This window comes from Acinetobacter guillouiae CIP 63.46 (assembly GCF_000368145.1).
GTDB classification, from domain to species: Bacteria; Pseudomonadota; Gammaproteobacteria; order Pseudomonadales; family Moraxellaceae; genus Acinetobacter; species Acinetobacter guillouiae.
In genome coordinates, this window is record NZ_KB849283.1 from 146,318 (window position 1) to 172,057 (window position 25,740).

28 protein-coding genes are annotated in these 25,740 nt (G+C 34.4%); 14 read left to right on the plus strand and 14 right to left on the minus strand.

What is annotated here, in order from left to right; all coding sequences use genetic code 11:
• The first annotated feature begins 212 nt into the window (after window positions 1-212).
• Entirely contained in the window at window positions 213-464 is a 252-nt protein-coding gene (locus tag F981_RS05740) for a hypothetical protein (protein ID WP_004719463.1), read from the plus strand.
• A 256-nt stretch (window positions 465-720) separates the two neighbouring features.
• Here the strand turns inward: F981_RS05740 and metK are convergent, their stop codons facing one another.
• The gene (gene metK, locus F981_RS05745; protein WP_004719464.1) at window positions 721-1,887 is read right to left on the minus strand and encodes a methionine adenosyltransferase; all 1,167 of its coding nucleotides are present in this window, start codon (window positions 1,885-1,887) and stop codon (window positions 721-723) included.
• A gap of 568 nt (window positions 1,888-2,455) precedes the next feature.
• On the opposite strand from metK, the gene tkt reads away from it, so the two are divergent.
• The 5 genes from tkt (at window position 2,456) to F981_RS05770 (ending at window position 9,622) form a co-directional block, all read left to right on the plus strand.
• Window positions 2,456-4,444, plus strand: coding sequence for a transketolase (gene tkt, locus F981_RS05750; protein ID WP_004719465.1), 1,989 nt, complete (start codon window positions 2,456-2,458; stop codon window positions 4,442-4,444).
• 2,108 nt (window positions 4,445-6,552) lie between these two features.
• On the plus strand, window positions 6,553-6,780 hold the full coding sequence (locus F981_RS05755; protein ID WP_004719466.1) for a hypothetical protein: 228 nt from the start codon (window positions 6,553-6,555) through the stop codon (window positions 6,778-6,780).
• Window positions 6,781-7,012: 232 nt separating this feature from the next.
• A complete protein-coding gene (locus F981_RS05760) occupies window positions 7,013-7,270 on the plus strand; it encodes a hypothetical protein (RefSeq protein ID WP_004719467.1) in 258 nt (85 codons plus the stop codon).
• 984 nt (window positions 7,271-8,254) lie between these two features.
• The gene (locus F981_RS05765) at window positions 8,255-8,812 is read left to right on the plus strand and encodes a recombinase family protein (RefSeq protein ID WP_228129036.1); all 558 of its coding nucleotides are present in this window, start codon (window positions 8,255-8,257) and stop codon (window positions 8,810-8,812) included.
• 594 nt (window positions 8,813-9,406) lie between these two features.
• Window positions 9,407-9,622 carry a hypothetical protein gene (locus F981_RS05770; protein ID WP_004719469.1) on the plus strand — a complete coding sequence of 72 codons (216 nt, stop codon included), beginning with the start codon at window positions 9,407-9,409 and terminating at the stop codon, window positions 9,620-9,622.
• A 207-nt stretch (window positions 9,623-9,829) separates the two neighbouring features.
• Here F981_RS05770 and F981_RS05775 read toward each other — a convergent pair whose 3' ends face one another.
• Entirely contained in the window at window positions 9,830-10,240 is a 411-nt protein-coding gene (locus F981_RS05775) for an OsmC family protein (RefSeq protein WP_004719470.1), read from the minus strand.
• Window positions 10,241-10,550: 310 nt separating this feature from the next.
• Here F981_RS05775 and F981_RS05780 point away from each other — a divergent pair, with 310 nt between their 5' ends.
• Window positions 10,551-11,129, plus strand: coding sequence for a YceI family protein (locus F981_RS05780; protein WP_004719471.1), 579 nt, complete (start codon window positions 10,551-10,553; stop codon window positions 11,127-11,129).
• A gap of 232 nt (window positions 11,130-11,361) precedes the next feature.
• On the opposite strand, the gene F981_RS05785 is transcribed toward F981_RS05780, so the two are convergent.
• The 5 genes from F981_RS05785 to F981_RS05805 form a co-directional block, all read right to left on the minus strand.
• Complete coding sequence (locus tag F981_RS05785) at window positions 11,362-12,045, minus strand: Lcl C-terminal domain-containing protein (RefSeq protein ID WP_004719474.1); 684 nt, start codon at window positions 12,043-12,045, stop codon at window positions 11,362-11,364.
• A 204-nt stretch (window positions 12,046-12,249) separates the two neighbouring features.
• Window positions 12,250-13,284, minus strand: coding sequence for a DUF6670 family protein (locus F981_RS05790; RefSeq protein WP_004719476.1), 1,035 nt, complete (start codon window positions 13,282-13,284; stop codon window positions 12,250-12,252).
• 33 nt (window positions 13,285-13,317) lie between these two features.
• Window positions 13,318-13,941: a sterol desaturase family protein gene (locus F981_RS05795; RefSeq protein WP_004719477.1), complete on the minus strand. Its 624-nt coding sequence runs from the start codon at window positions 13,939-13,941 to the stop codon at window positions 13,318-13,320.
• Between the two features lie 114 nt (window positions 13,942-14,055).
• Entirely contained in the window at window positions 14,056-15,054 is a 999-nt protein-coding gene (locus F981_RS05800; protein ID WP_004719480.1) for an AraC family transcriptional regulator, read from the minus strand.
• 210 nt (window positions 15,055-15,264) lie between these two features.
• A complete protein-coding gene (locus F981_RS05805) occupies window positions 15,265-15,657 on the minus strand; it encodes a helix-turn-helix domain-containing protein (RefSeq protein ID WP_004719481.1) in 393 nt (130 codons plus the stop codon).
• A gap of 66 nt (window positions 15,658-15,723) precedes the next feature.
• Between F981_RS05805 and F981_RS05810 the strand changes: the two genes are divergently transcribed.
• Entirely contained in the window at window positions 15,724-16,956 is a 1,233-nt protein-coding gene (locus tag F981_RS05810) for an MFS transporter (protein ID WP_004719484.1), read from the plus strand.
• Between the two features lie 75 nt (window positions 16,957-17,031).
• On the opposite strand, the gene F981_RS05815 is transcribed toward F981_RS05810, so the two are convergent.
• Together F981_RS05815 and F981_RS05820 are read right to left on the minus strand one after the other, a co-directional pair.
• The gene (locus tag F981_RS05815; protein WP_035371850.1) at window positions 17,032-17,586 is read right to left on the minus strand and encodes a lipocalin family protein; all 555 of its coding nucleotides are present in this window, start codon (window positions 17,584-17,586) and stop codon (window positions 17,032-17,034) included.
• Between the two features lie 75 nt (window positions 17,587-17,661).
• Complete coding sequence (locus F981_RS05820; RefSeq protein ID WP_016539352.1) at window positions 17,662-17,871, minus strand: hypothetical protein; 210 nt, start codon at window positions 17,869-17,871, stop codon at window positions 17,662-17,664.
• Between the two features lie 250 nt (window positions 17,872-18,121).
• Here F981_RS05820 and F981_RS05825 point away from each other — a divergent pair, with 250 nt between their 5' ends.
• Window positions 18,122-18,376 (plus strand): hypothetical protein, encoded by a 255-nt coding sequence (locus tag F981_RS05825; RefSeq protein ID WP_151027080.1) that lies wholly within the window; start codon window positions 18,122-18,124, stop codon window positions 18,374-18,376.
• A 58-nt stretch (window positions 18,377-18,434) separates the two neighbouring features.
• Here the strand turns inward: F981_RS05825 and F981_RS05830 are convergent, their stop codons facing one another.
• The 4 genes from F981_RS05830 to F981_RS05845 all read right to left on the minus strand — a co-directional run bounded on the left by F981_RS05830 (window position 18,435) and on the right by F981_RS05845 (window position 21,088).
• The gene (locus F981_RS05830) at window positions 18,435-18,953 is read right to left on the minus strand and encodes a ClbS/DfsB family four-helix bundle protein (RefSeq protein ID WP_004719493.1); all 519 of its coding nucleotides are present in this window, start codon (window positions 18,951-18,953) and stop codon (window positions 18,435-18,437) included.
• Window positions 18,954-19,154: 201 nt separating this feature from the next.
• Window positions 19,155-19,424, minus strand: coding sequence for a putative hemolysin (locus F981_RS05835; protein WP_004719494.1), 270 nt, complete (start codon window positions 19,422-19,424; stop codon window positions 19,155-19,157).
• Between the two features lie 313 nt (window positions 19,425-19,737).
• Window positions 19,738-20,454, minus strand: a complete 717-nt coding sequence (locus F981_RS05840; RefSeq protein WP_004719497.1) for a glutamine amidotransferase — start codon at window positions 20,452-20,454, stop codon at window positions 19,738-19,740.
• Between the two features lie 67 nt (window positions 20,455-20,521).
• Window positions 20,522-21,088, minus strand: coding sequence for a TetR/AcrR family transcriptional regulator (locus F981_RS05845; protein ID WP_004719498.1), 567 nt, complete (start codon window positions 21,086-21,088; stop codon window positions 20,522-20,524).
• Between the two features lie 95 nt (window positions 21,089-21,183).
• Here F981_RS05845 and F981_RS05850 point away from each other — a divergent pair, with 95 nt between their 5' ends.
• Together F981_RS05850 and F981_RS05855 are read left to right on the plus strand one after the other, a co-directional pair.
• Window positions 21,184-21,930 carry an SDR family oxidoreductase gene (locus F981_RS05850; RefSeq protein WP_004719501.1) on the plus strand — a complete coding sequence of 249 codons (747 nt, stop codon included), beginning with the start codon at window positions 21,184-21,186 and terminating at the stop codon, window positions 21,928-21,930.
• 155 nt (window positions 21,931-22,085) lie between these two features.
• Entirely contained in the window at window positions 22,086-22,679 is a 594-nt protein-coding gene (locus F981_RS05855; protein WP_004719504.1) for a 2-hydroxychromene-2-carboxylate isomerase, read from the plus strand.
• Between the two features lie 162 nt (window positions 22,680-22,841).
• Here F981_RS05855 and F981_RS05860 read toward each other — a convergent pair whose 3' ends face one another.
• The gene (locus F981_RS05860) at window positions 22,842-23,759 is read right to left on the minus strand and encodes an AEC family transporter (protein ID WP_004719505.1); all 918 of its coding nucleotides are present in this window, start codon (window positions 23,757-23,759) and stop codon (window positions 22,842-22,844) included.
• A 147-nt stretch (window positions 23,760-23,906) separates the two neighbouring features.
• Here F981_RS05860 and F981_RS05865 point away from each other — a divergent pair, with 147 nt between their 5' ends.
• From F981_RS05865 to F981_RS05875, 3 genes are all read left to right on the plus strand, one after another.
• Window positions 23,907-24,779 (plus strand): LysR family transcriptional regulator, encoded by an 873-nt coding sequence (locus F981_RS05865; RefSeq protein WP_016539355.1) that lies wholly within the window; start codon window positions 23,907-23,909, stop codon window positions 24,777-24,779.
• Between the two features lie 52 nt (window positions 24,780-24,831).
• Window positions 24,832-25,251 (plus strand): hypothetical protein, encoded by a 420-nt coding sequence (locus F981_RS05870; RefSeq protein WP_004719511.1) that lies wholly within the window; start codon window positions 24,832-24,834, stop codon window positions 25,249-25,251.
• A 91-nt stretch (window positions 25,252-25,342) separates the two neighbouring features.
• Window positions 25,343-25,681, plus strand: a complete 339-nt coding sequence (locus F981_RS05875; protein WP_004719512.1) for an immunity protein Imm33 domain-containing protein — start codon at window positions 25,343-25,345, stop codon at window positions 25,679-25,681.
• The last annotated feature ends 59 nt before the right edge of the window (window positions 25,682-25,740 follow it).

A 25,740-nucleotide genomic window follows, 5' to 3' on the forward strand; every position in this document is an offset into this window, starting at 1 on the left:
TTTGATAGGTGTTGATTTATAATCAATTATTTTTAGTATATAAAGTTAAGTTATTGAACTTACATGAGAATATATTGAAACAAATTTATCTTGTCAAAAGATACGAATCATGTACACTAAAAAAAGAAACAGATTTTTTGCATTACATATATGGATATAATTGTAGTGTAATAATTAAAAACAATAATAGCGCCATAAAAGGAGATCTGAATATGATTCTACAATATCATTGTGCTTGTTGTGATGAAGCGGTCAGTTCAACACAAAAAGTTTGTCCAAAATGTGGCTCTCAACATATTAAAAGCCCATATGGATTATGGACGTTTTGTCTGGCTGCTTGTTTGATTGCAGCAGTAACGTTTAAAGTGGGACATATTTATTTGCAAAATCACAATACAGAAACGCCAGCGCAAGTTTCTTTATTGAGTGTGTTACAGCCAGATGCTAAATCAGGTGGTCAATAAGTGCTGTAAATGATTGGTTGAATTGTGTAAAGGTTTGATTGGGCTTTGAAGAACAATAAAATTACATCATGCTAATGATTAAAATAAACAAACCATTAGATATGTTTTAAAGCTATAAATATCGATAAGATATTTAAGATATAGATATTAAGTGGAGTAGAGGAGGAAAAATTTTGAGGTATTCATCCCGATAACATTAATTCAATAAAAAAGCTCGCATTTGCGAGCTTTTTTAGATTTAGATCTTAGGCTAGAATTACAAATTTGCAGAAGCTTTAAGCGCTTCAACTTTATCTGTTTTTTCCCAAGTAAATGCAGTATCTGAACCTTCACGACCAAAATGACCATAAGCAGCAGTTTGCTTATACATCGGTTGAATTAGGTCAAGCATACGGGTGATACCGTATGGACGTAAGTCAAAATGCTCACGAACCAATTGGATAATCAATTCATCAGATACTTTGCCTGTATTAAATGTGTTGATCGAAATCGAAGTCGGCTCAGCAACACCAATTGCATAAGACACTTGAATTTCACATTTATCCGCCAAACCTGCTGCAACAATATTTTTTGCAACATAACGGCCTGCATACGCAGCAGAACGGTCAACTTTTGATGGATCTTTACCCGAGAAAGCACCGCCACCATGACGCGCCATACCACCGTAAGTATCGACAATGATTTTACGACCGGTTAAACCACAGTCACCCACTGGACCACCAATCACAAATAACCCTGTTGGGTTGATGTGAAATTTAGTACCTGCATGGAACATTTCAGCAGGGATAATCTTTTTCACGATTTCTTCAATCACAGCTTCTTTAAGATTAGCTTGTGAAATTTCAGGATCGTGCTGAGTTGAAAGAACAACTGCATCTAGGCGAACAGGTTTACCATTTTCATAGGCAAATGTTACTTGGCTTTTTGCATCTGGGCGTAACCACGGTAGTGCGCCGTTACGACGTAATTCAGCTTGTTTTTCCATTAAGCGATGCGCATATGAAATCGGTGCTGGCATCAACACATCAGTTTCACGGCTTGCATAACCAAACATTAAACCTTGGTCACCTGCACCTTGGTCTTCTGGTTTTTGACGGTCTACACCTTGTGCAATTTCAGGTGATTGTTTACCCACCATGTTAATCACAGCACAAGTTGAACCATCAAAACCTAAATCGGTATGGTGATAGCCAATTCCATTTACGGTATTGCGGACAATAGTTTCAAAATCGACATTTGCAGTCGTTGTAATTTCACCTGCAAGAACGACTGCACCAGTTTTTACTAATGTTTCGCATGCAACCCTAGCGTATGGGTCTTCTTTTAAGATTGCATCCAAGATAGCGTCACTGATTTGGTCAGCCATTTTATCTGGATGGCCTTCGCTCACAGATTCCGAAGTAAAAACAGCATACTCGCGCATGAAAGTCCTATCACAGTAATTTATAAAGACGCAATATGTTACATCGACTTCAGCCTGAGGACTAGCATTACCTGACTAAAATGCATGAATTAAATTCATTTTCATGTGTTTTTAATTGATATGCTCATTAGAAAAATTGATAAAAGATTACGATTGAGTCCTGTTTCTTGGAAAATTTGCAAAAGCAGGGATATTTGCATTCAAGTTATCATGACTTTTTATCGCGTGAAACGCTTTAGCAAGATCTTGTTCTATTGAATATTGATCAGCATGAAATTTTCAATATTTAGACTGAATAGGGTGGTGAAAGAATATCCGAATGTAAATGCATCGCTTAAACATAATCAAATTTGTTTTGCTGATGTTGAGATGTTCGATGTGAATAAGAAAAAAGACCGTTTTTAACGTTGATTTAAGACTATTCGGTATATTTTTTAATTAATTTGCAACCTAAGCGGATAAATATAGACTTAAGTCTTTACCCTGATCGCTTTTTTTAAGACAATACATCCCAGTTTTTGAATTTTCTATTCATCTTCCTATATTTTAATTTATTGGACTCTGATTTATGACAACCCCGCTGAATGAACGTCGTATAGCTAACGCAATTCGTGTATTGGCTATGGATGCTGTGCAAAAAGCTAATTCTGGACATCCAGGTGCTCCAATGGGGATGGCAGATATCGCTGATGTCGTATGGCGTGAATTTTTAAACCATAATCCAAGCAACCCACAATGGGCAAACCGTGACCGTTTTGTATTGTCAAATGGCCATGGTTCAATGTTGCAATATGCTTTGCTTCATTTAACTGGTTATGATCTTTCTATTGAAGATATTAAACAATTCCGCCAATTACATTCTAAAACTCCTGGTCACCCAGAATTAGGTTATGCACCAGGGATTGAAACGACAACAGGTCCACTTGGTCAAGGTGTTGCCAATGCTGTAGGTTTTGCACTTGCTGAGAAAACTTTAGCGGCACAATTTAATAAAGAAGATATTCAAGTTGTAGATCATTTCACTTACTGTTTCTTGGGTGATGGTTGCTTAATGGAAGGTATTTCCCATGAAGCATGTTCACTTGCTGGAACATTAGGTCTCGGAAAACTCGTTGTTTATTATGATGACAACGGTATTTCTATTGATGGTGAAGTAGAAGGCTGGTTCTCTGACGATACAGAAGAGCGCTTTAAAGCATATGGTTGGCAAGTACTTCGTGCAGACGGTCATGATGCAGATGCAATTCGTGCTGCAACAGTTGCTGCGCGTGCAGAAAGCTCGAAACCAACGTTGATTATCTGTAAAACGATTATTGGTTTAGGTTCGCCAAACAAACAAGGTAAAGAAGATTGCCACGGCGCACCATTGGGTAATGATGAAATTACATTAACTCGTGAAGCATTGGGTTGGAAAGAAGAGCCGTTTGTTATTCCTGCTGATGTTTATACAGCTTGGGATGCAAAAGCAAAAGGTTCAGCTTCTGAAGCTGCTTGGAATGACATTTTTGCAACCTATGCTGCAAAATACCCAACTGAAGCAGCTGAGTTAAAACGCCGTGTGAATGGTGACTTGCCTGAAGAATTTTTGGCACAAGCGGATGCTTATATTGCTGAAGTGAATGCAAAAGGTGAAACCATTGCAACGCGTAAAGCAAGCCAAAATGCGATTCAAGAATTTGCACCTTTACTACCTGAAATCTTAGGTGGCTCTGCTGACTTGGCTGGTTCAAACCTTACACTTTGGAAAGGCGCGAAAGGGGTTGAGTCTGATCCTGCGGGTAATTACGTACATTATGGTGTGCGTGAGTTTGGTATGACTGCAATTGCCAATGGTGTAGCATTGCATGGTGGTTTCATTCCTTATGTAGCAACCTTCCTTATGTTTATGGAATATGCTCGTAATGCAGTTCGTATGTCTGCATTGATGAAACAACGTGTGATCCATGTTTATACTCATGACTCAATTGGTCTAGGTGAAGATGGTCCAACGCATCAACCTGTTGAGCAAATTGCCTCTTTACGCGGCACACCAAATTTAAATACATGGCGTCCATGTGACACAGTTGAAGCGTCTATTTCTTGGAAATCTGCTTTAACACGTAACGAAGGTCCTACAGCGTTAATTTTCTCTCGTCAAAACTTACCATTCCAAACACGTACTCAAGCTCAGATTGAGAATGTTGTGAAAGGTGGTTATGTATTGGCTGAAGAAAAAGGCGAATTAAAAGCGATCATTATTGCGACTGGTTCAGAAGTTTCATTGGCGATGGAAGCATATGCACAACTTGATGGTGTACGTGTAGTGTCTATGCCATGTGCGGAAGAATTTGTGAAGCAAGATGCTGCATATCGTGAAGCAGTTTTGCCATCAAATATCCGTGCACGTGTTGCAGTTGAAGCTGGACATGTAGATTACTGGTGGAAATTTGTAGGTTTAGACGGCAAAGTCATTGGTATGTCAACTTATGGTGAGTCTGCACCAGCTAAAGATTTATTCCAATTCTTTGGTATTACCACTGAAGCTGTTGTTGGCGCTGTACAAGAATTAACTGCTTAATTCTTGTATCGTTTTAAATATGGAAACGCTCCGCTAGGGGCGTTTTTTATTGTTTTCTATTATAATATTATTTATTAATTTGATTAAAAATAGTGATTTATAAATTATTTTTCAATTGATTGAATTTAAATTACAATGAATTATAAATTCTAGTGCAACAAAATTGCAACTTTTCAAAAGAGAAATGGCAGGGTAATAGTTACCGTTAAAATAAAAGATCATCCACTAAAATTAAAGACTTTTAAATTAATACATGGGGCGAAGGTATGGATATAGTACAAACTAGACTTCAGTTAAAAGTGAAAGAGTAAAGGTCTATATATATTTAATTTTTAAAGATGTTCCATGCTAAGTACAGTTGACACTTTCTAAACTTAAATTTGGAGAGTTTAATTAAAACAATACAGCGGGATTACAGCTTCGCTTTTAAATTATCTGTAGTTAAAAAGGTAAATCACTTATAAAAAAGCTCAAAAAATATGGAATACAAGGTTGTATTACTGTTTTAGTTTGGTTTGGAAAGAATGATAGATTAGAGTCAAGGGCTTATTTCGTCATCAGGAAAAGTAAATGTTTGATCCTTTATTTATATTGAATAATGTTGCAAATCAAAAGTAATGATGTCAAGGCTATTGTAAGAAAATATTAAGTCAGATTATCGTATTTACCTGCATTGCAGTCTTAATCTAAATTCGATAGAGAAGGTGTTTTATTCTAAAGTAAAAGTCAGACATATAGAGGGTTCATATAATCAGAATATGTAACAAGCCTTAATAGGTCGTATTTAGACAAATGTAGTAAACTTTCTCTAATGATCTATAGTCTTTATTTAATTAGCTATAGTTTGGTATTAAATTCTTATGAGAAATGACGAATGTTAAATTATATTAACAGCATCAATAACATTCATACAGTTTTTATTCTATATGCTGTTTTTATTAGCCATCGTGTTAGGCCTAAATTATTTATAATCGATTTTATGGACTGATCGCATCAGGCTTCAACTGAGAAAAAATCATGAAAACCTCCAGTTAGAGGTTTTTTACCTTATATGGATCTTTGGTATGTATTTTAATAAAAAATGGTTTTTAAACTATGTGTTTTTAGTCATAAAAAATTGAAATAGTGATTTTTGTCATGTATTGTGAAAATGAAAATGCTTATTAGAGTTTATATACCCATCTTTCCCCAAAGTATGGGTATTTTTTTATTAACCGCATGATATCTTTAGAGGGACTGATTTTGATCCAATATTTAAAATGTATTTTTGGCTTTCATCGTTTAATTGATACTCATTATTGTAACGATGGGAAATTAAAGGTTTGTCGTCATTGTTTAAAAGTCATTAATGAATATTCAAATACTGTATAAAATATACAAATTTCTCCAGATAAGATCATTTTCTGATTGTAAATTGAACCAATTTTATTAAGCGAGCAGTGATATTTTTGAAAATGATATAAATAAAGTAGTAGTTCCATTTTATTGATTGTGAGAACAACAATTTTTTTATGTGGAATAGTTATTGAACGCAGTATAGTCAGATATGATGGATATAACACTACTGACAATGTTATATCTATATTTATGCATGCTAGTTGTGCTGCTAGAGTAGAGAAAGAATGATTGTTGAGGGTTTACTCAATTGAAGATAATTTTTTTATTAGAGAAGTGATTTAAATTTATTAAAATGTTACACAATTCACATAAATTATTGAAAATGTGATTGCTAAATTATTATGGAGTATTAATATGTAATTGTCCTTAATCTTCGCATAATTAAGGACACGCCCTACAGGGATGTAGGGTCTGTTAATGTAAAATTTACTTAGCCTAATCGTTTTTTGGTTGGGCTTTTTACTTACTAAAATAAAAATTTTAAAAACATAGTTTTTAAAAGGTTGTATTTAAAATTCTAATTAAATTAAATTCTAACCCTCTTTTTCAGCATTCTAAAGAGGTATTGGTTTCATGAAAACAGAAAGTCTTGATTGGAACAGGAAAAAATTGATGTGATTTAATTTAAAGACAAGCTAATCATAATTCATCGATTGAGGCATAGTTAATTTTAAATTTATCCATAGTTGAAAATTTGAGTATTAAAAATAATGAATAAAGAGCAACTCTTAAAAGCTTTGGAGGAGTCCAAGCAAGAAATTGGCTGTCTTCGTTATGAGAATGAACAGCTTCTTACAATTGTAATTGACTCCACACAACATGTAATAAGGGCTAATGAGATGGAGGCGAATTATCAAAAAAAAATTGATCAGATGATCTCTCTCATAAGAAACAGATATGATGCTAATTTTAAAATTGAAAATATCCATGAATTTTAAAAAAATAATTTCAAATTATAATCTGAGATTGTTATGTATTTTAATGAGAAATAGTTATTATAATGTGTATTTTAACTAAAATAAAATTGAAAAGAGTGGGTGTGGTGTATATCATTAAATTCAATAAAAATATTTATTGAATTTTATTTACCTGTCTTTTTCTAAAGTGTAGTTGTTTTTTTAATGCTGGTTATTTTTTAATAAATTGTGCTAAATTTAGTGAGATTGAATTGTGATAATAATTCCAGCATCTGAGGCCAAAAAAATATCAGAAGCATCAAAGATAAATCCTCTGCATCAACTTAATATTAACCTGATTAATAATATTATAGTGAGTGCTGGTCGTGGTGAGAAATTTGCCAATGAATATATTACAAACGAAATACCCTCTTCTGAAATCAAGACTTTAATAAAAGAATTTCAAAGAGAAGGCTATAATGTTAAGATTACTGATGTCTCTAATCAAATAATTTTTTCGATTTCATGGTAAGGTTTTTTATAATTATACTTTAAATTTTCGTTGGTAATTATATATTGGAGATAAATTAATAAAATTTAAAAAAAGAAGCCAATTTAAACTCAATCAACAACAAGATCGCTATTAAAAGCCATAGAAACATTATTGAACGGCATTTTAAGGTTTTGGATTTTCTCTAAATATATTCGAAATTAAGTATGAAAAAGTATTTTATTTCAAATCAAAAAATCATAGGTGTTTAGATGTCATCTTATTGACGATAAGGCATGGTGTTGAACTAGGTCAGATTTAAATTCCAGTTCAGGATCGATAATCAGCTTGGGCTTTGCCTGCTTCCTGTTTATGGTGAAAAGAGATATGCTACCAATATATTTTTTTATGGAGATTTTTAATCTATTATGAAAATTATAACTTCAAAATCGAGAGTCTAGAGCGGCTGTCCGCAAACCAGCTAAGATACTATTGTAGTAAAATAGTGTTAGTGTCAAGAAAGGGGATACTTGCACAGTAGAACAAGATAAGCCATACATTGCTCAAGATGAAGAAATTTGAAAATACTATAGAATCAATTTCATTAAATCAAAATCAGTCAGATATCTTAGTATTGGCTATATTTAATTAAATAATATTTTTTATTAAAATTAATTAGCATAAAATTGTATAAATATTTCATTATTTAAGATATGTGGTTGCTTTTGAGGGTTTATAATTTAAATGATACGGATTGATTTATAATTTTTTTGAATAAATGTTATAATTGTAATTAATTTAATAATTTTTACGTTATTGATATATAATTTATAATCTGAAAATAGTTTTAATCCCCCTAATTTTTAATGATTTTATTTAGAAGTGATTAAGATTGATGATAAATATTTTTCACAATATAAAGATGTTTTTAATATTATTTTTTATTTTGAATAATGCTGATTTAAACTGATTTTGTGTGTGTGGAAGCGTATGAGAACTTATGCTTATTTAAGAACTGATTGTATAATGACTGATAGAATAACAACATATCACTCCTATTTGTGTAGTAAAGGGTATGATGTTCAAATGAATAGAGTAATTGTTGAGCTAGTTAATGCTGATAAGTCAATATTGTATAGAGACAAATTTATGGGGTTAATTAACTATGCGCTAGAACAAGGTAATTTACTTATCGTAAAAGGCATTGACTGTTTAGGACAGGATTACCTTGAAATATTGAACACTATAGATATTATTGATCAAAAGAAAATTAGACTTATATGTTTAGATTATTCTTTGGAAGAATTAACAGGTGGTATTAAAATTACTTTTTTACATATTTTGAAATTGTGTAGAGATTTTGAAAATATGAAAATCAAAAAAGGTGAAAATCTTAATAAGATAAATTTACATAAAAAGGCTGGGAGGCCTGAAAAACTTAGTAAGAAAGAGATAATTGAAATTAGTGAAAAACTTAAATTAGGAATGAGTATATATAGTTTAGCTAAAGATTATACAGTTTCTGCAACGGTTATAAGGCGTATTATGAGAAATAACATGAATTTTAATGTATCTTTACAATAGGTTTTATTAAAGATAATTTACTAAAATTGGAGTTATTATGAGTGTGTTTAAAAATTAGAAACTTGAAAATGATTCAGTTTTTTAAGTGAGTCATACAATGCAGATAATCCTTACATAACTGACTCTAAGCTTCTAAAACTAGAGTCAGTCTAGGTTAAAGAAATTATGCATTGGATTATTAATAATATTACCAAGTAAATTTAATGTAGCACTTTAAATGATGCAAAGAATAAAGTATTCAAATGAAGACTAAACTTTAATCTCCACAGCCCCTAAAACAGTTGTCATTTTTAGCCTTTACAATTGTGTTTTTGATATAATTTTAACCAATAGTTTTACAGGAAGGTACCTAGATTGTGAATGTCAGAAGCAAAGTTGAAATATTTAATTCCTTAAAATTAAATATGTAATAATATGAATTGTAAGCTATTGAATTATATATGTAGTAATCCCTCCAGCAAGGGGTTAATTTTATGAAATTTGTTTGTAAATTAATTAAATTTTAGTAGCAGTTTTTTACAATAGGTATATAGTTGTGCCATTCATTGGGTATTCATGAAACATAGTGATACATATCCCAGAAGTGAGGAAAATATGAGCCTTTATGAACAAATTAGTGATGAAATTACCTTGATGGACGCAGGTGAGCAAAAGTGGATTGGGCAGGATTTGCCGCTTGAATCTATGGTTGCCGTTGAGTTGCTGTTACAAGATTTTCAAGAAGACAAGTTGATTAAGATCCGCCGTAAAAACCATGAAAAACAATCTGGTTTAAAGCAAGTCGATCGTGTCTTGGTTGAGAAGTTATAAGTTTAAAAGCCCCGAAAGGGGCTTTGATTTTTATCGTTTGTAATTTTAAGAATTAATCTTCATCTAAATTAACAGCTGAAAAAAATTATAATAATACAATTTATGATCAAGGAAATGCTAACTGGGGCAGAAAATGGATAGAGGGCATTGAGCGGGGTATTTATTAATAAGAATACCTGATCCTCTTGTTAAAAAATGAGGGAATTCTTATTCAATACCCAACTCTGTCTGAATTTGGATATTTGAAGTCAATAATTTATGAACAGGGCAGCTTTCTGCAACTTTTAGCAGTCGTTTATGTTGCTCCTCGGTGAAATCACCTTTAAGAATAATTTTTCTTGAAATATTATTTTGACCTGCTTCAGGATCACCCTCAGGATTTAAAACTAAATCTAATTGTACATGTTCAATTTTAAGCCCTTTATGATTTGCATACATTTCTAGGGTGACCACAGTACAAGCACCTAATGCAGATAATAAAATTTGAATCGGGTTCGGTGCGGTATCTTGACCACCTTTATCGCTAGGTTCATCGGCATACCATGTATGTCCTTGGGGATTGGTGAGTGTTACACGATAAGGTGTTTGTGTACTTTGTGCTTGAGCAATATTTGCCATAAAACATTCATCAGATAAAAAAGACCAGTACCATAAATATAAAATTTCCCTAAAATGGTCTAGTGTAATTTATTGCTTTATAAATTTTAGCTTTGAATTTAACCTATGGTCTATGCTTTGCTTAATTAGATTCTAAAAAATTAAATAATTATAAAACAATGCTTTATATTGATTTTTAAGGTTTTGATCAAGTTTTAAAAATGGTCATTATAGAATCGTTGCATATATGCAACATATCGTATTATCAATAACAATGAATTTATACGGGAAGTGTATAAACTAATATCCATTCGATAGCGAGAATATAAAGATGAACTTCAAAGCATTAACATTGGGTTTAGCCGTAGCATCAGTAGCAACTTTTAGCATGGCAAAACCTGTAGATTACAAAATTGATCCAACGCATACTGCAACAGTATTTACTTGGAATCATTTCGGTTTTTCAACACCTTCAGCAAACTTCAGTGACATCCAAGGTACAATCTCTGTTGATAATGCAAAACCAGCAGACTCATCTGTCAATGTAACTATTCCATTGTCTAGTTTAAATACCAATGTTGCAGCATTAGATGAGCATTTAAAAAATGCAGATTTCTTTGATGCTGCAAAGTATCCAAACATCACTTTTAAAAGTACGAAAGTTCAAGCTTTAGGTAAAAACAAATACAAAATCACAGGTAACTTAACTGTGAAAGATGTGACTAAACCTGTTGTTTTAGATGCTGTTTTAAACAAACAAGGTGAGCATCCAATGACTAAAGCACAGTCAATTGGTTTCAATGCAACGACATCATTTAATCGTTCAGCATTTGGTGTTGGAGCATATGTCCCGAATGTAGGTGATAAAATCACTGTAAATATTACAACAGAAGCTTCTGTAGCGAAGTAATATTGAAATAGATCAAAGGCCTATAAAGTTAGTTTAACTTGCTTTATAGGCCTTTTTTATCGTCTATTCCTTATCCAATTTAAGATATTTAAATAATCATTACTCACTATGATTTGCTCTATAGGCAAAATCAGCTATTTTTCAGTCGTTGCAATTCTTTCATATTTTTAAATTTTTTCTAACATTATCATGATACTGCCTATATAAAATGCTAGACAATACTGCTGGGATACTAGCGACTATTTCGAACTGCTCTAGAAAAACTACCGTCGTCTGTGTAGTTAATGGTCGGTGCAAAAAAACCAGTCTTAAAGTTGACTTTCCATGCCTTATATTTGTAGCCTATAGGTTTCCATGGGGATAATGAACTTGACCAATATTTACCATTAGATGGGGTATTCGGAAAAATATGAGTATCTAATGTAGGGCTAGTTGAATCATCAGCACAGTTAGTCGGAGCTTTTTGCCCATAAGGTAATTTTTTCATTTCAAGTTCATGATCTTGTCCATATTGTCTCCGCTCTTGTTCTGGTAATTGTATTTGTCCTATTTTCCTCCAGCCAGTACTACATTTACGAATTGTTATTAATTCTTTTATTTTGGGAACACGCCAGTTATTTTTACCTTCAAATCCACCATTTTTATTCATTTGATCAAGATAATCTTGTGCATCTTCCCAGTTTTTAAATTCCAAAGGATCACCCTTACAAGTTGAGCCTGTCCATGATTGCCCAATTGAACAACGCATCCATATTAGACCTGTTGCAGGGTCACGCCATTGCCCAGATTTGCTTAATTGCTCATCCGTTTCTGCGTAAACACTCATAGCGCTTGTTGAAAATATCAGTAGCAAGGATGCTGGAATTAAGCTTTTACGTTGCTCAATACAAAGTTTAAATTGGTTAAAGATATTCATTTTGTCTTAGTAATTAAGGAATAGTTCTCTTTAATTTACTTTTACTTCCCTCCAATGTAAATGTAGAAAAGACCGAATTCCGTATTATCGTTACCTTGATATCTTTCAAAACTACATTGGTGAATATCGAGCAATGGTAAAGTGGATGATGTCTATATCTGTTTTAACTAGGCTTTTTATCACCTAGTTAAAAGTTGAATCGATCTAATCAGTACGGATATCTAAATATTCAATATAACCAGTACCTTCAACCGCACGACCCTTGAATGTACCTTTGTACTGATAGCTCCCTGCATAGCCTCCCGCCATGCCATATTGAAAATCAGCATTTGTTAGACCATCAATATGTATTAACGGATTTCCATTATCATCATTCACGCTCCAGGAGAAGGTACGAGGTAAACGCATTGATAAACCATTCGGGGTTATAACGCGCTGAGCTTCAAATGCATGGACATTAAAATTAAATCCATTTGAATGAATACTGCCATGATCATCTGTAGAACGAATATATACTCGACGTTGCAATACCAGATTTAATGGACCAAGAACTTCTACAAGTAGGACTTGAGTTTTCTCATCGATATTTAAAATATGATAAGTAAAATAATTGATATATAAGTTTACATCTACTGCACGAGCATATTCATAAGTACAAAGACCCTGAACCTTGGTTTTTTTACCTTGATATTCAAGAAATCCTTCATATGTACATAATAATGCCCAGTGATCATATAAACCCAATGACATTTGCGCAAAATGGGCAATTTTATCAGTCGCACGAATCTTTAAATCAAAATTGAAATCATGACCTTCACGATGCGCATGAAAATTTGGATATGAGCCTTCGAGTAACACGTCACGACCAAAGCTTAAAGATGAACCATTGCTTTCCAATACACAGTCATTTTCTACACTATAGCCATTAAAGTGTTCTTTTGTACCTACTGCAGTACCGATTAATACATTTGCAGTATCAAGCGCAGTAGTTTGGATCAAATGTTGATTCCGAAAAATTTTTACACGAGGTTGGCCAACCACAATTAATAGATTCAAAAAATTAAATGGTGCTTCAAGATTCGGAATCATAACCCCATAATGAACGCAAGAATACTTTCCTTTTGGTGTATGCGTTGGCGTATTCACATCAAAAGGTCTTCCGTTGATTGTCTCTGAACGATCGATAAAATTATGTAAAAACTTTGGCGCAGCAATGTGTTTGGGCAATAATCGTTTCATCTAAATGATCCTTAATACTTTATTTGTTAAAATTTACAGTTCTAATGAGATGCCTTGACGAGCACTTTTTATATCCAATGCACTCTTAGAGGTAATTTTAAGATATGATTTTGCAAATATTTTCTGTGATGTCTTGTTTAGGATTATTTCAAAATTTTTAGGTAGTTTTATTCCTAAGGGATTGCTTTCTTTAATCGAAAGCTCAGTAAAAACACGTGTTCCCATAATATAATCAAACCACGGACGTGTAACACACCAATTGGCATTTTGATTACTTGCCATATGATGATCATAGTGCCAAGGGATTCGTTTACGTGCATATTCAGGGTCTAGATGAGATTTTGCATGTACTCGCCAATAATTCCAAATCCCATAATATAAGCCGGCAGTAAAAAATGGTGCAATGGGTAAAAATACAGTTGAAACCGCGGCTAAACCTAACAATGCGGTTTTTTCATTATAAATTTCTGCATTTTTAAACATAGATTCACGATATCCTTCATCATGAAACACATCTGTTCTGGCACGTTTATGATGTGCTATATGTGTGAAGAAAGGGCTATTACGGTGTTTACTTGGAAACTCATGCAACCATACCTTATGTGCATACCATTCAAATCCATTCGCAACTAAAAGGCCAATTGGAAAACCTAACATCTCTGATCCTTTTCAATTAAGAAATAAGCATCAGTGTAGAAAAGAACAGCTCATTTTTTTTGACCGAAAAGCTAACTCGTTAAATGTCATTAGAATCAAGTTATAGCTAAAAACTTATTTTTGCTTGCGCTGGCGATAATGGGATGGCGTTTCATTTGTCCAACGTTTAAAGGCACGTGAAAAGGCGGAAGGCTCAGAAAAACCAAGTAAATATACAACTTGATCTATGCTTATATTGGGATTCATCAACAGCTTTTTTGCCATTTTTTCACGATAAGTTGCCAAAACTTTTTCAAAAGTCGTATTAACTTCTTTAAGATCTGCACGAAGTTTTCGGGGCTGTAGCCCTAAATGTTGGGCAATTAGTTTTAAATCTAATTGCCCTGATTCTAATAAACCAGAGCTGAGTAAGTTTTCTATATCATTAATCAAATAATATTTATCGACAACTTTCACCTGATGTTTAGCTACATGCTCATGTATTTTTAATAGCATTGGTTCAGCCGATGCTGAAGCTAAACTCAATATTTCCGCATCAAAAATTATACAGCCGTACTGCATACCTAAACGAGTCGGGCATTTCCAGATACGTTGATATTCATCTAAACTTGCGCCTTCTTGGTAAGGCAACCATATTTCTTTGGGATAAAAATGATTGTTACTGATATAGTTTAAAAAATTAAGCATAACGCTTATGGCACATTCTAGATAATGACGAACTGGGTGCTGAAGATTCGTGATCATTGCATTTTGATTTTCAATGTGTAAATGAGCCACAAAAGCATCGGTAAAAATTTTCTGATAACGCAACGCTCTTTGTAAGCCGTCCCCAAATGTAGGGCTACTCATAAAAATGTATTCTAATATTTCGCCTCTAAAAATGGGGAAATGTTCACCTACATGAAGTCCGATATCCTGATCAGCACTGATTTCTTCAGCTATTTCCCAAAAGCGTTGTTGGGTCGAATTATCTCGCCGAATTGTTCTGTCAGGTGGTTGTTCAGATAATCTTATTTGTGAAAATATCCGATTTGCGTCCAAATTCATTTTATTAAGCGTGTGATATGTTAACCAGAGGAAAACACCAGAATCACTAGATTTGCTTTGATCCATAAATCAAAAATACCGATTTCAACAGATACAATTTATATTCGTAGATCAGGCTACAAACGTATAAAAGTCATCAAAATTTAAGCTTGTTTTATCATCTTAGAGAAAGCCATTTGACTGTTCAATGTCATTGCGTGCTAATTTTAATTATTGTTCTACAATCTAATTTAGCTATTCAGCAAATACTCATCAAAAATCTTTTAAAAATTTCTTTTATTTCTGAGCTGCCTTCTCAACTAGTCGCTTAAAACTAGGACATTGCAAATGCGATGGTGCAGGGCAGTCACCTACGTGACGAAGTATGTCACGGAGTGCGATCAATTTATGAATTTGAAGATCGATCTCATCAGCTTTTTGGTGAATAACACTTGGGGAAAGATCAAGTGCGCCATGACTATCGAACATTGCTGCGATCTCTTTAAGCGAAAAGCCCGCCGACTTCCCCATTGAAATCAAAGTGAGTCGTAACAGAACTTCCGAAGAGAATTGTCTACGTAATCCATGACGAGAAATTGAGAAAATCAAACCGATTTCTTCGTAATAGCGTAGTGCCGAAGGTTTAATTCCGCTTTTTGCTGAAACTTCACCAATATCAAGAAATTTCATACTTGACCTCAAGTCAACTTGAATTAGTAGTATGTGATTAAACACCACTGCTGACAAGAGCGCAACATGACAGAGCAGACAGAATCATTAACATTGACAAACAAGACCCAAACTGGAATCACCATCACTTTGGGGTTATCCATCTTATTGGCATCGTTGGGAACAAGCATTGTCAATATCGTATTACCCACACTTGCTGAGGTATTTCTACTGCCATTTATTCAAGTACAGGCAGTTGTAATTGGATATCTTATCTCATTGACGATCACGGTTGTGATTGCTGGACGCTTAGGTGATCGATATGGATGTAAGTCTATGCTGATCGTTGGACTGGTTATATTCAGTTTGGCTTCATTGCTATGTAGTGTTGCACCTAGCTTATGGATATTGGTTGCTGCACGATCATTTCAAGGAATAGGTGCAGCATTCTTAATGACACTTGCAATGGCACTTACACGTCAGACAGTCAGTAAATCACAGTTAGGAAGAGCAATGGGAATGCTTGGAACGATATCTGCTTTAGGTACAGCACTTGGACCTGTATTGGGTGGGCTTCTGATTGCCTTGAGCGGTTGGCAAAGCATTTTTGGATTACAGTTTATACTTGCGAGTATCGCGATTATTCTGGCTTGGGTGTTGTTGCCTAATGATTGCATTAGAAAACAAATTCCTACGTTAAGTTCATGGCAACCAGACCAGAACATAACGCCAAACCTAATGGTTAATTTGTTGGTTGCCGCCGTTATGATGACCACGCTCGTCATTGGACCTTTTTATCTGAGCCTAGGTCTAAGCTTGAATCAAATACAAGTGGGTTTGATTATGGGAATTGGACCAGTGGTTGCTATTTTAAGTGGGATTCCATCGGGTCGACTTGTCGATCGTTGGGGCAGTCGCTATATCGTCGCTATAGGGTTGATTTTTCTGATTATCGGTAGCTTTATGCTCGCTATCGTACCGAAATTGATGGGTCTAAGTGGCTATATTTTCCCTATCATTATTTTGACTTTAGGTTATCAACTGTTTCAGGCGGCCAACAATACTATGACTTTGGCGGATGTTCCCAAAGCTCGACAAGGGATGGTATCAGGACTTCTTAGCTTATCTCGTAATATGGGCTTAATTATCGGGGCTTCTGTGATGGGAACTATTTTTTCATTCGGTGTCGGCACAAATCAGTTCAATCAGGCAACGGCTTTAGCAATCATTGATGGGATGCAATTTACCTTTTTGTGTGCTGGAGCATTGATGATTGTGGGCTTGCTCATCAGTTGTGTCTCATTTCGTAGACGATATTGATCAGAAGGGCTTGTAGTGCAATCGTATAAAATGAGCTAGATCCAACAAGCCCTCAAAAAGAGGGCTTTTAAGTTTTTATTTTTGTTTGGTTTTAATTAAATCACTTAAATCATAGCCTAAGCTTTTAGCATAATTTAAATATTCTTCAGTCGTGGCTGGATCAAGCTGTTGAGATCGACTGAGTAACCATAAATATTTTTTATTAGGAGTACCGATCAATGCAACTTGATAATTTTCATCCAGCTTTAAAATCCAATAATCACCACGTCCTACAGGCAGCCAACGAAGTACTTTTGGTAAAAAACTCACTTTTAATTTGGAGTTCGTAGGCGCGTTTTGTACAGATGCTTCGCCAATCGATTGTTGAAGCTTGCCATTTTTATCATAACAACGATTATCCACTTTGATTGAGCCATTTTCATTTAAGGAATAATCAGCAGTAACGTTGTAATCACATTTCTTTTGAAAATACATTGGTTTGCGCGCAATTTCATGCCAAGTACCCAGATATCTCTTTAAATCTACATTTTTAACGGTTTGAATCTTTTCATTTCCTGCATAAGCAAATGCCGCAACACTAAGTAATGCTATTCCACCGACGAGCGTTAATATTTTAAACTTGTTGTTCATGACATAGCCCTTATTTAAGTATTTAATATATATATTCATTATGTCGCGCCTGATGTGGGGGTATTGTAATTTTGCTTACAAGTCATGTAGTTTTTTCATGTAAAAATCTCTTCTAAGCAGTCCAAGTTGTCTTTTTCTTGCGATAATTTCATCATGCTGGTAAGGCAGTATTTCAACCAATTGATCAACAGTTAAATGGTTGTTTTCAATGAGAAAGCAATCTTGATCTGTTGACCAAGCAGAGGATAACAATTGTTTTGTGTTTGGCTTATTTCTACGGAGCATGGATTAAATTCTTTACACCTTAAATGGCTGACAATCAATAAAATTGCGAGTGATTGAATTTTAACGCTCAGCACTTTTAGTTAATTAGATTTGATCTGTTTATATCAAATCTTGATTTTGTTACTTAATCAAAATTTTAATACGTACTTTAGAAAAACTCAAATTTTAATTGTTATCGATAAATTGAGAGGGTGATATAAGATATAAATAGTTTATGGTCAGCTTAACCTAAGAACGATGAAGCAAGTTTATGAAAAAAATAACAATGATATTGTTGCTTATGCTTACAGGTTGCATTACTCCAAATCCGCATAGTTTGGTATTGATCCAGCAAGAAAAACCAATTGAAGTCATGCATGAGCAACTGGATGATGAAAATACCAGTACTGAGATAAATAGAGCATTATTCTGTGGTGAATATGAGCGTGTCTATAAAACAGAATACCTGCCTACTTTTAATCCTTGGGACAAGAAAAACCCAAACAGTATTATTTGGACGAATTAAATAACACCAGTACTCAATACTTAGATCTGAAAAAGATAACCTGTTAAGGCTATTTGGTTTATTCAGTATTTATGTTGAGTTTCTTCCATTTTCTAATTTGAACTCTAAAGTTGGTAAAAGGGGCGACAGTGTTGATATGAATCCATTTATACAGTGGCCAGTTGGCAGGTGTGGTTGCCCATTTACGTTGATTTATTTCAAATAGTTCTTCATCTGTTAGATTTTCAATCCAGTCTGTGACTTCTTTGACCCGTTTAGACAATAACTGAGTATTTTCTTTTAATGGATGCTGGGCATGGGTTTGATAAAAATTTTGATATAGACTTGCTAAGTTATTCCATTTATAGCCTTCTTTCGGCATTGAAACAGGGAAACCTGCAAGTTCTTTGCTTTCCCATTCTAATAATAGATTTACCCATCCCAATTGATAGGCTAAATTTTGGGCAGGGGTTTTATCTACAGCTGCAACTTTATGATTTTTTAAGTCTTCGGATATTTCTACAAATTCTGTTAAATATTGATTTAATGAATTATTGATTGCAACAATCAGTTCCTGTTTAGATTGATAGGTTTTCATCTATTCAATATTCCCAAAATAAATACAATACTGTTTATATTTAGTGCAAGTTTAGATCTAATTTATTTTAACTATGAAAAGGGTGGAGCAACTCATTACCGTAGTGAATATACAGTAATGAGTCTGAAATTTCTGCCAATAGAAAATCAGTTACTCAAAGAAGGCTTGTCTATTGTTTATATTCCTAGCGATTATTCAAAATTATTTAGCAGCAGCTTGCTCATCGCCTTGTGCACTTCTAAACAACTTCCATTCATCAACCACTGTTCCATTTGGAAGCTTACAATATCCAGCTTCATTTCCTAATGCATCTTTTTTAATCTGAGACTCGCCTCCCATTTTTTGACAATACACACTTGCAGGATTGGCCATGCCAAGCGGTTTTGCATTTTGAGTATTTACTTCAGGGGTAGAACAGGCAGAAAGAAGTGTTGTCATGAGCACAGATGCGCCAATATATATTTTATTCATTGCAAACAAAGTCTTGGTTTTAAAGTATGCAGTATAAATAAATCAGCAAGCTTTAATGTATCTACTCTGTATAATCCTGTAGCTCAAAAATAATGATCAGGTACGACTTAGTATAAAATATTAAGTATGATTAAATAATATTGTGTGAGAATAAAGAATATCTTTTTAATGTAAACGGTATAGTCAGTTAAATATAGGCAATGCAGTATTGATATTATATTTCGAGCAACGCTGTATTTATGGGGGAAGAGTAAATAAGATATAAAAAGCACGAAACAGAAAAGTCTATTTCATGCTGATATAGATAAACAGATTATACATTTAAGTGTTTGATAAAATGCTCTAAAACCAGTGGTGATTTTAATTCAAGATTTGGTGCATATTTTTCATTTTCAGCTCGTAAATGAGGAATATTTAAGCCAGCTTTGCGTAATTCACAAGTATGACCAATCAGCCATTTTTCCATATCATCTGCCGCAACTTCGACATGGAATTGTAACGCCAAGATATTTTGCCCGACTCTAAATGCCTGATTTGTATAAATTGCTGAACTGGCAAGTAATTCAGCCTGTACAGGCAAGTCAAAGGTATCACCATGCCAATGTAAAACTTCGGTATTAACGATTGGCAATAACGGATTATTTTGAGCCAGATTTAGCTTCAATTGACTCCAGCCTATTTCTTTTTGATGGCCTGCATAAACCTTTGCGCCTAAAGCATGTGCAATCAATTGTGCACCTAAGCAAATGCCAATCGTTGGTAAATTCTTGGCTAAACGTTGTTTAAGATAAGCAATTTCATCATTTAAAAAGGGATAATCTTCAGTTTCATAAACACCAATTGGGCCACCTAGAATGATAACTAGACCTTCAAATTCAAATGCTTGCTTTAAATCATCCATACCCGCTTCAAAATAACGTATGCGATAGCCCAAATCATAAAAAGTGTCTTCAAGAATACCTAAATCTTCAAATGCTAAATGTTGAATGGCATAGATTGTCTTCGGCAAAGCGTGTGTGGAGGAAGTCATGGTTTTATAATGATTTAACGAGAATATTGCTAATTTATACTAGATTGTATTGGGTTGAAAACTAAATTTATGCTGTGATTTGCAACATAGAATAAATACAGTGTTTGCTTGATTCCAAAATGGTCAATTTAACCGAATCATCAGAAACACTTCTTGCTATCAGTATAGCACCCACCAGTTGACATAAGACGCCCCAAGCTTTTTCTTCACTTCCGAGGCGTTGAGTAAATAGGGCATGACCGCGTTGTAATTCTTGCTGATAGCGTTGTTTAATCTCATCATCAGAACGTGCGACTTCTGTAGCGAGCGTTGGCAATACACAACCATAATCTGGATGTTCAACATGCGAGAGGGTTAAGTAACGATTAAGTTCAAATTCAATCCATAACTCAGCCTGATCATGAGGGTTGTTTTGCCACATCTGAATGCTATTTTTGAGTTCGTTTTCAACCAATGCTTTAAACAAATCCTGCTTGGAAGAAAAATGTGAATAGAATGCACCACTGGTCACACCAGCAGCTTTCATAAAGCCATCTACACCGGTTGCAGCAAAACCATCTTTTTTGGCAAGCTGTCCACTGATTTTTAATAGCTCTTTTCTTTTTTCTTCTTTATAGCCAGATTTGTATCGCATATTTTCCTCGATCAAATTTTTCCTTGACGCTCTAGTAAAACTATAACATAGTAATCGTTATAATAACGATCGTTATGCAAAAAGGGAAGCATGATATGCAAGATGAAATAACAACATCAAATCAGAAAGTTGCATTGATTATTGGAGCAGGTGATGCAACAGGTGGCGCAATTGCGAAACGTTTTGCCAAAGGGGGATATATTAGTTGTATGACCCGTCGCAATGCTGACAAGTTACAACCACTGATTGATGAGATTGAACAGGCAGGTGGAACAGCATATGGTTTTGCATCTGATGCTCGAAAAGAACAGCAAGTTATACAATTGATCGAAGAAATTGAAAGCAACATTGGCGAAATAGAGGTACTGGTTTTTAATATCGGTGCGAATGTTCCCTGCAGCATTCTTGAAGAAACAGCGCGTAAATATTTTAAAATATGGGAAATGGCGTGTTTTTCTGCTTTTTTAACTGGTCGTGAAGTGGCGAAACGAATGGTAAGCCGACAACGCGGGACATTGATCTTTACTGGCGCGACTGCTGGTCTACGTGGTGCTGCTTATTTTTCAGCATTTGCAGGGGCAAAGCATGCACTTAGAGCTTTGGCACAGAGTATGGCGCGTGAACTTGGTCCACAGAATATTCATGTGGCTCATGTGGTAGTTGATGGTGCAATTGATACAGATTTTATTAAAAACAGTTTTCCTCATCTTTATGAGAAAAAAGACCAAGATGGTATTTTAAATCCTGAACATATTGCTGAAAATTATTGGCATCTTGCCCAGCAACCACGTGATGCATGGACGCATGAGCTAGATTTACGACCTTGGATGGAAAAATGGTAAGTCACTTTATATTAGTAAGTTGGTTTGTGTGAGTAGGTTAATATAGCTAGATGACTTATCTCGATATAGCGAGATTAAGAAGTGATGATTTAAGTTTTTTCTAGAATCATTTTTACAGTAAAAATATGATCAGTACAGTTAAGGAATAACACTAAATGAAACAGGTAGAATTTTATTTTGATTTGGGTAGTCCATATAGTTATTTAGGCTTTTATCAGATTCAAAAAATTGCAAAACAAAATCAAGCACAAGTGATCTGGAAACCAATCTTGCTTGGCGGCATTTTTAAAGCCACAGGGAACAGTAGTCCAATGGCTGTGCCAGCAAAAGCCAGTTATTCGATGATCGATATGGGGCGTTGGTCAAAACTCTGGAATATTCCAATACAAATGAATCCCTATTTTCCTATTAATACTTTAAATCTGATGCGCGTGATTACAGCGGTTCAGCTTTATCAAGCTGAAAAATTCTTAACAGTGTTAAACGCTTTATTTGATGCAATGTTTGGGCATCCGCGTAATTTAAATGATATCAATGAACTTATTACCTTGCTTCAATCATTGGGTTTTAGTACAGAGCAGGTTCAAACTTGGCTTTCAGATGAACAGGTTAAAGCCCAACTAAAAAATATGACAGAAGAAGCCATTGGGCGTGGTGTTTTTGGTGCACCGACATGGTTTATTGGCGATGAAATGTTTTGGGGCGTTGATCATCTTCATTTTGTTGAGATGGAATTGGCTAAATCTTGATAAATAAGCTTATAGATTCTGATTCCATTATTTAGACTGCTAGCAGGAGAGAATCGAGTTGTGTTGTACCTTGCCATGCAGCACAGCTATTCTATACAAAGCAAAACTACATTGAATCAGCAAAATATTTGATGAACAAACACGAATCAAAAATATAATAGATTAAACATAATAATGCTGTAATAGTGCAAGGATCAGTGCCAAAGTGAATACGGATAAAAGTGTTTGCATGCTGATGCTTGCTGCCATTAATTGATGATCGCCGTTTAACAGTTTGGTTAAGATATATGCGGAAGATGCGGTTGGGATAGAAAAGAAAATCATGATAGCAATCACCGCGGCATGACTTAGCTCAAAAAACTGCAAACAGATAAAGGCAATAAGCGGGATCAGCAATAATCTGAGTAGGCTAATGAGCAAAGACTTTTTCAGATAAACTCTGAGCGTCGAAAACTGAATTGCTGTTCCTACACATAATAAGCCCAACATCAGGCTACTACTTGAAAAAGCATTTAACAGATTTGCAAAGCCAGACCAAATAGGGATGTTTAAAACATTAAATGTAATTCCCAATATACAAGAGCTGATCAGTGGATTTTTGATTAGAGACCAGAATATATTTTTAATGTTCAGTTGATCTTTATCTGTCAATGAAAGGATCGAAACAACATTAACCAAGGGAATTGCTATAGCAAGGATATTTACCAAGATACTTTTGATTTCAGCATGATTGAGTGTCGTGGCAATCGAGAGTCCGAGATAGGTATTAAAACGAATCAAGCTTTGGACATATACACCGATCTGGGCAATAGGTGTGCGGTTTAACTTTGCAAACAGATAAACGCCAGCAATGATCATGGCCATAATTAAAAAAATGACCGTAAGAATGCTGTTGAGATGCCCCATATTCATATCTGCATTTGCAAGAGAGCTAAACAATAAGGCTGGAAATAAAATATAGTAATTGAGCTTTTCTGCGCCATTCCAGAATTTCTCTTCCAATATACGCGACTGGAACAGATAAAAACCTAAACCAATCAGGGCAATGGATGGGAAAAGAATAGTAATCATTTGTAGCATGCTGAACGCTCTATGCAGAACCTAATTCGACCAAGTCCCAGCCACTGATTTTTTCATCTGTAAGCTAAACCCAAGTAAACTTTAATCAAGAATATGACTTATGCCTATTCATGGTAAAATGAGTCTTTACTCATGGATAGAGTGGCGATGACATTTACTCAACTGACTATTTTTGCCATGTTGGCTGAACAGAAAAGCTTTACTGTTACAGCACAGCGTTTGCAAATTTCTCAATCTGCGATTTCTCATGCAATTAAAAGCTTAGAACAAGATTGGTCGGTCAAATTGTTTTATCGCAATCATAATGAAGTTGAGTTAACTGAATCGGGTATACTGCTTTTAGTGCATGTGAAAGAAATTTTGAATATTTCCAATGTCCTAAAGCAAGAAATCTCCGATATACAAGGATTTCATTCTGGGACTTTAAGAATAGGATCTTTTGGTGCTTCATCTTCTAATGTACTGATTCCCTTAATTCTAGAAAAATTTAGTTTAAAATATCCAAATATTGAAGTGTTTATTAAAGAAGGAACGGACAAAGATATTACTCAATGGATTCATGATCGTACTATTGATGTTGGATTTGTGGTTTTACCTGAAGAACGCTTTGATACTTTTCCTGTGATTGAGGATATCTTTGTAGCACTTATTCCTAAGTCCTATACACGATCACAACAAAGTGCAGTTCGATTGGATGAATTGGTAGAACATCCTTTTTTAATGACCTCAGCAGGCAGTCAAAACCATGTGACAGAGATGTTTAGAAAAGCCAATTTGAGTCCAAAAATTAAATGTTATTTTTCTCAAATTTTGACCATTATTAATATGGTGAACAATGGTGCTGGTGTTTCAATTGTCGCAGATATGGCCTTGAATAAAGAGTTGATGACACTGTTTCCCAATGTTCAAAAATTACCTTTATCACCGAATATTAAGCGGTCTATTAGTCTGGCAGTGAAGAATAAAAAACAGATGAGTCCAATTACACAGGCATTTATTGATATTGCACAAATGGTTTAGCATTTTATCGTGAGCGTTTCGCAGAAGAATAAAAGATGAGTATAAGCACAGCATGAATGATTTGATTTATAAACTCATAGGACGTCCTAAAACAGCATTTATACTATGTGGCTGTATTGCTAACCTATCCTTATGGGCAATCAGCCATATCAAAAGCTTTAGTATTTTATGGGTACTCGGCTTCTTCGTTTTTACCGCACTTTCTGCATTATCTTTGTCTGTATATTTGATGGAAATTGTTGAGAAAAAGCCAAGATACAAAATCTACTTTCAACTGTTGTTTTACACACTTTTGATCATTTTATATTTAGCATTGAATACTTACAAATCTGTTTTAGATCAGAAATTTTTTCCACGAAGTTTGGTGATGTCTGTGATTGTATTTTTCACAATGTTATTGATGATGAATTTAAGAGTCGTGGTTGGATATAGTTTCGAAAATATTAAAATGTTATGGAAAAGACCGAAATAATTTTACTGCTGATCTCAGTATATCTGATTTAAACGTATTGGTTTATTTAACTAAACAGACAATACTAAACAGGCAATAAAGGAATGTGTTGATGGATTTAGAAACATTACAACGGCAAATCTGCAAAAAATATGAGTCAAAATATATCGAATTTAATCCGTCGGATAGGGTTGCAATTGCATTACAGAGTCTAGGTCAACAACCGATTTATGCAGTTCGAGTTGCGCTACAAAAACAAGACAATGTTTCTTGGTTTATTCACTGTGGAGAATATTCTTCAGCTGATGATTTTTATCAACCGCTGCATGCCTCGCATTTACAGCAATATTTACCTGAAATTTTACCTTATTTAGCGCTTGAGCACGGTTATCATGTCATTATTGATAAGGATGGCTATGAAGATGTTTGGTTGAATCCAACAACCGACTAAATTTAGCGAATCATCGCAATCTGTATAAAATAATGAATTGATTGTGATATGAGTTAAAA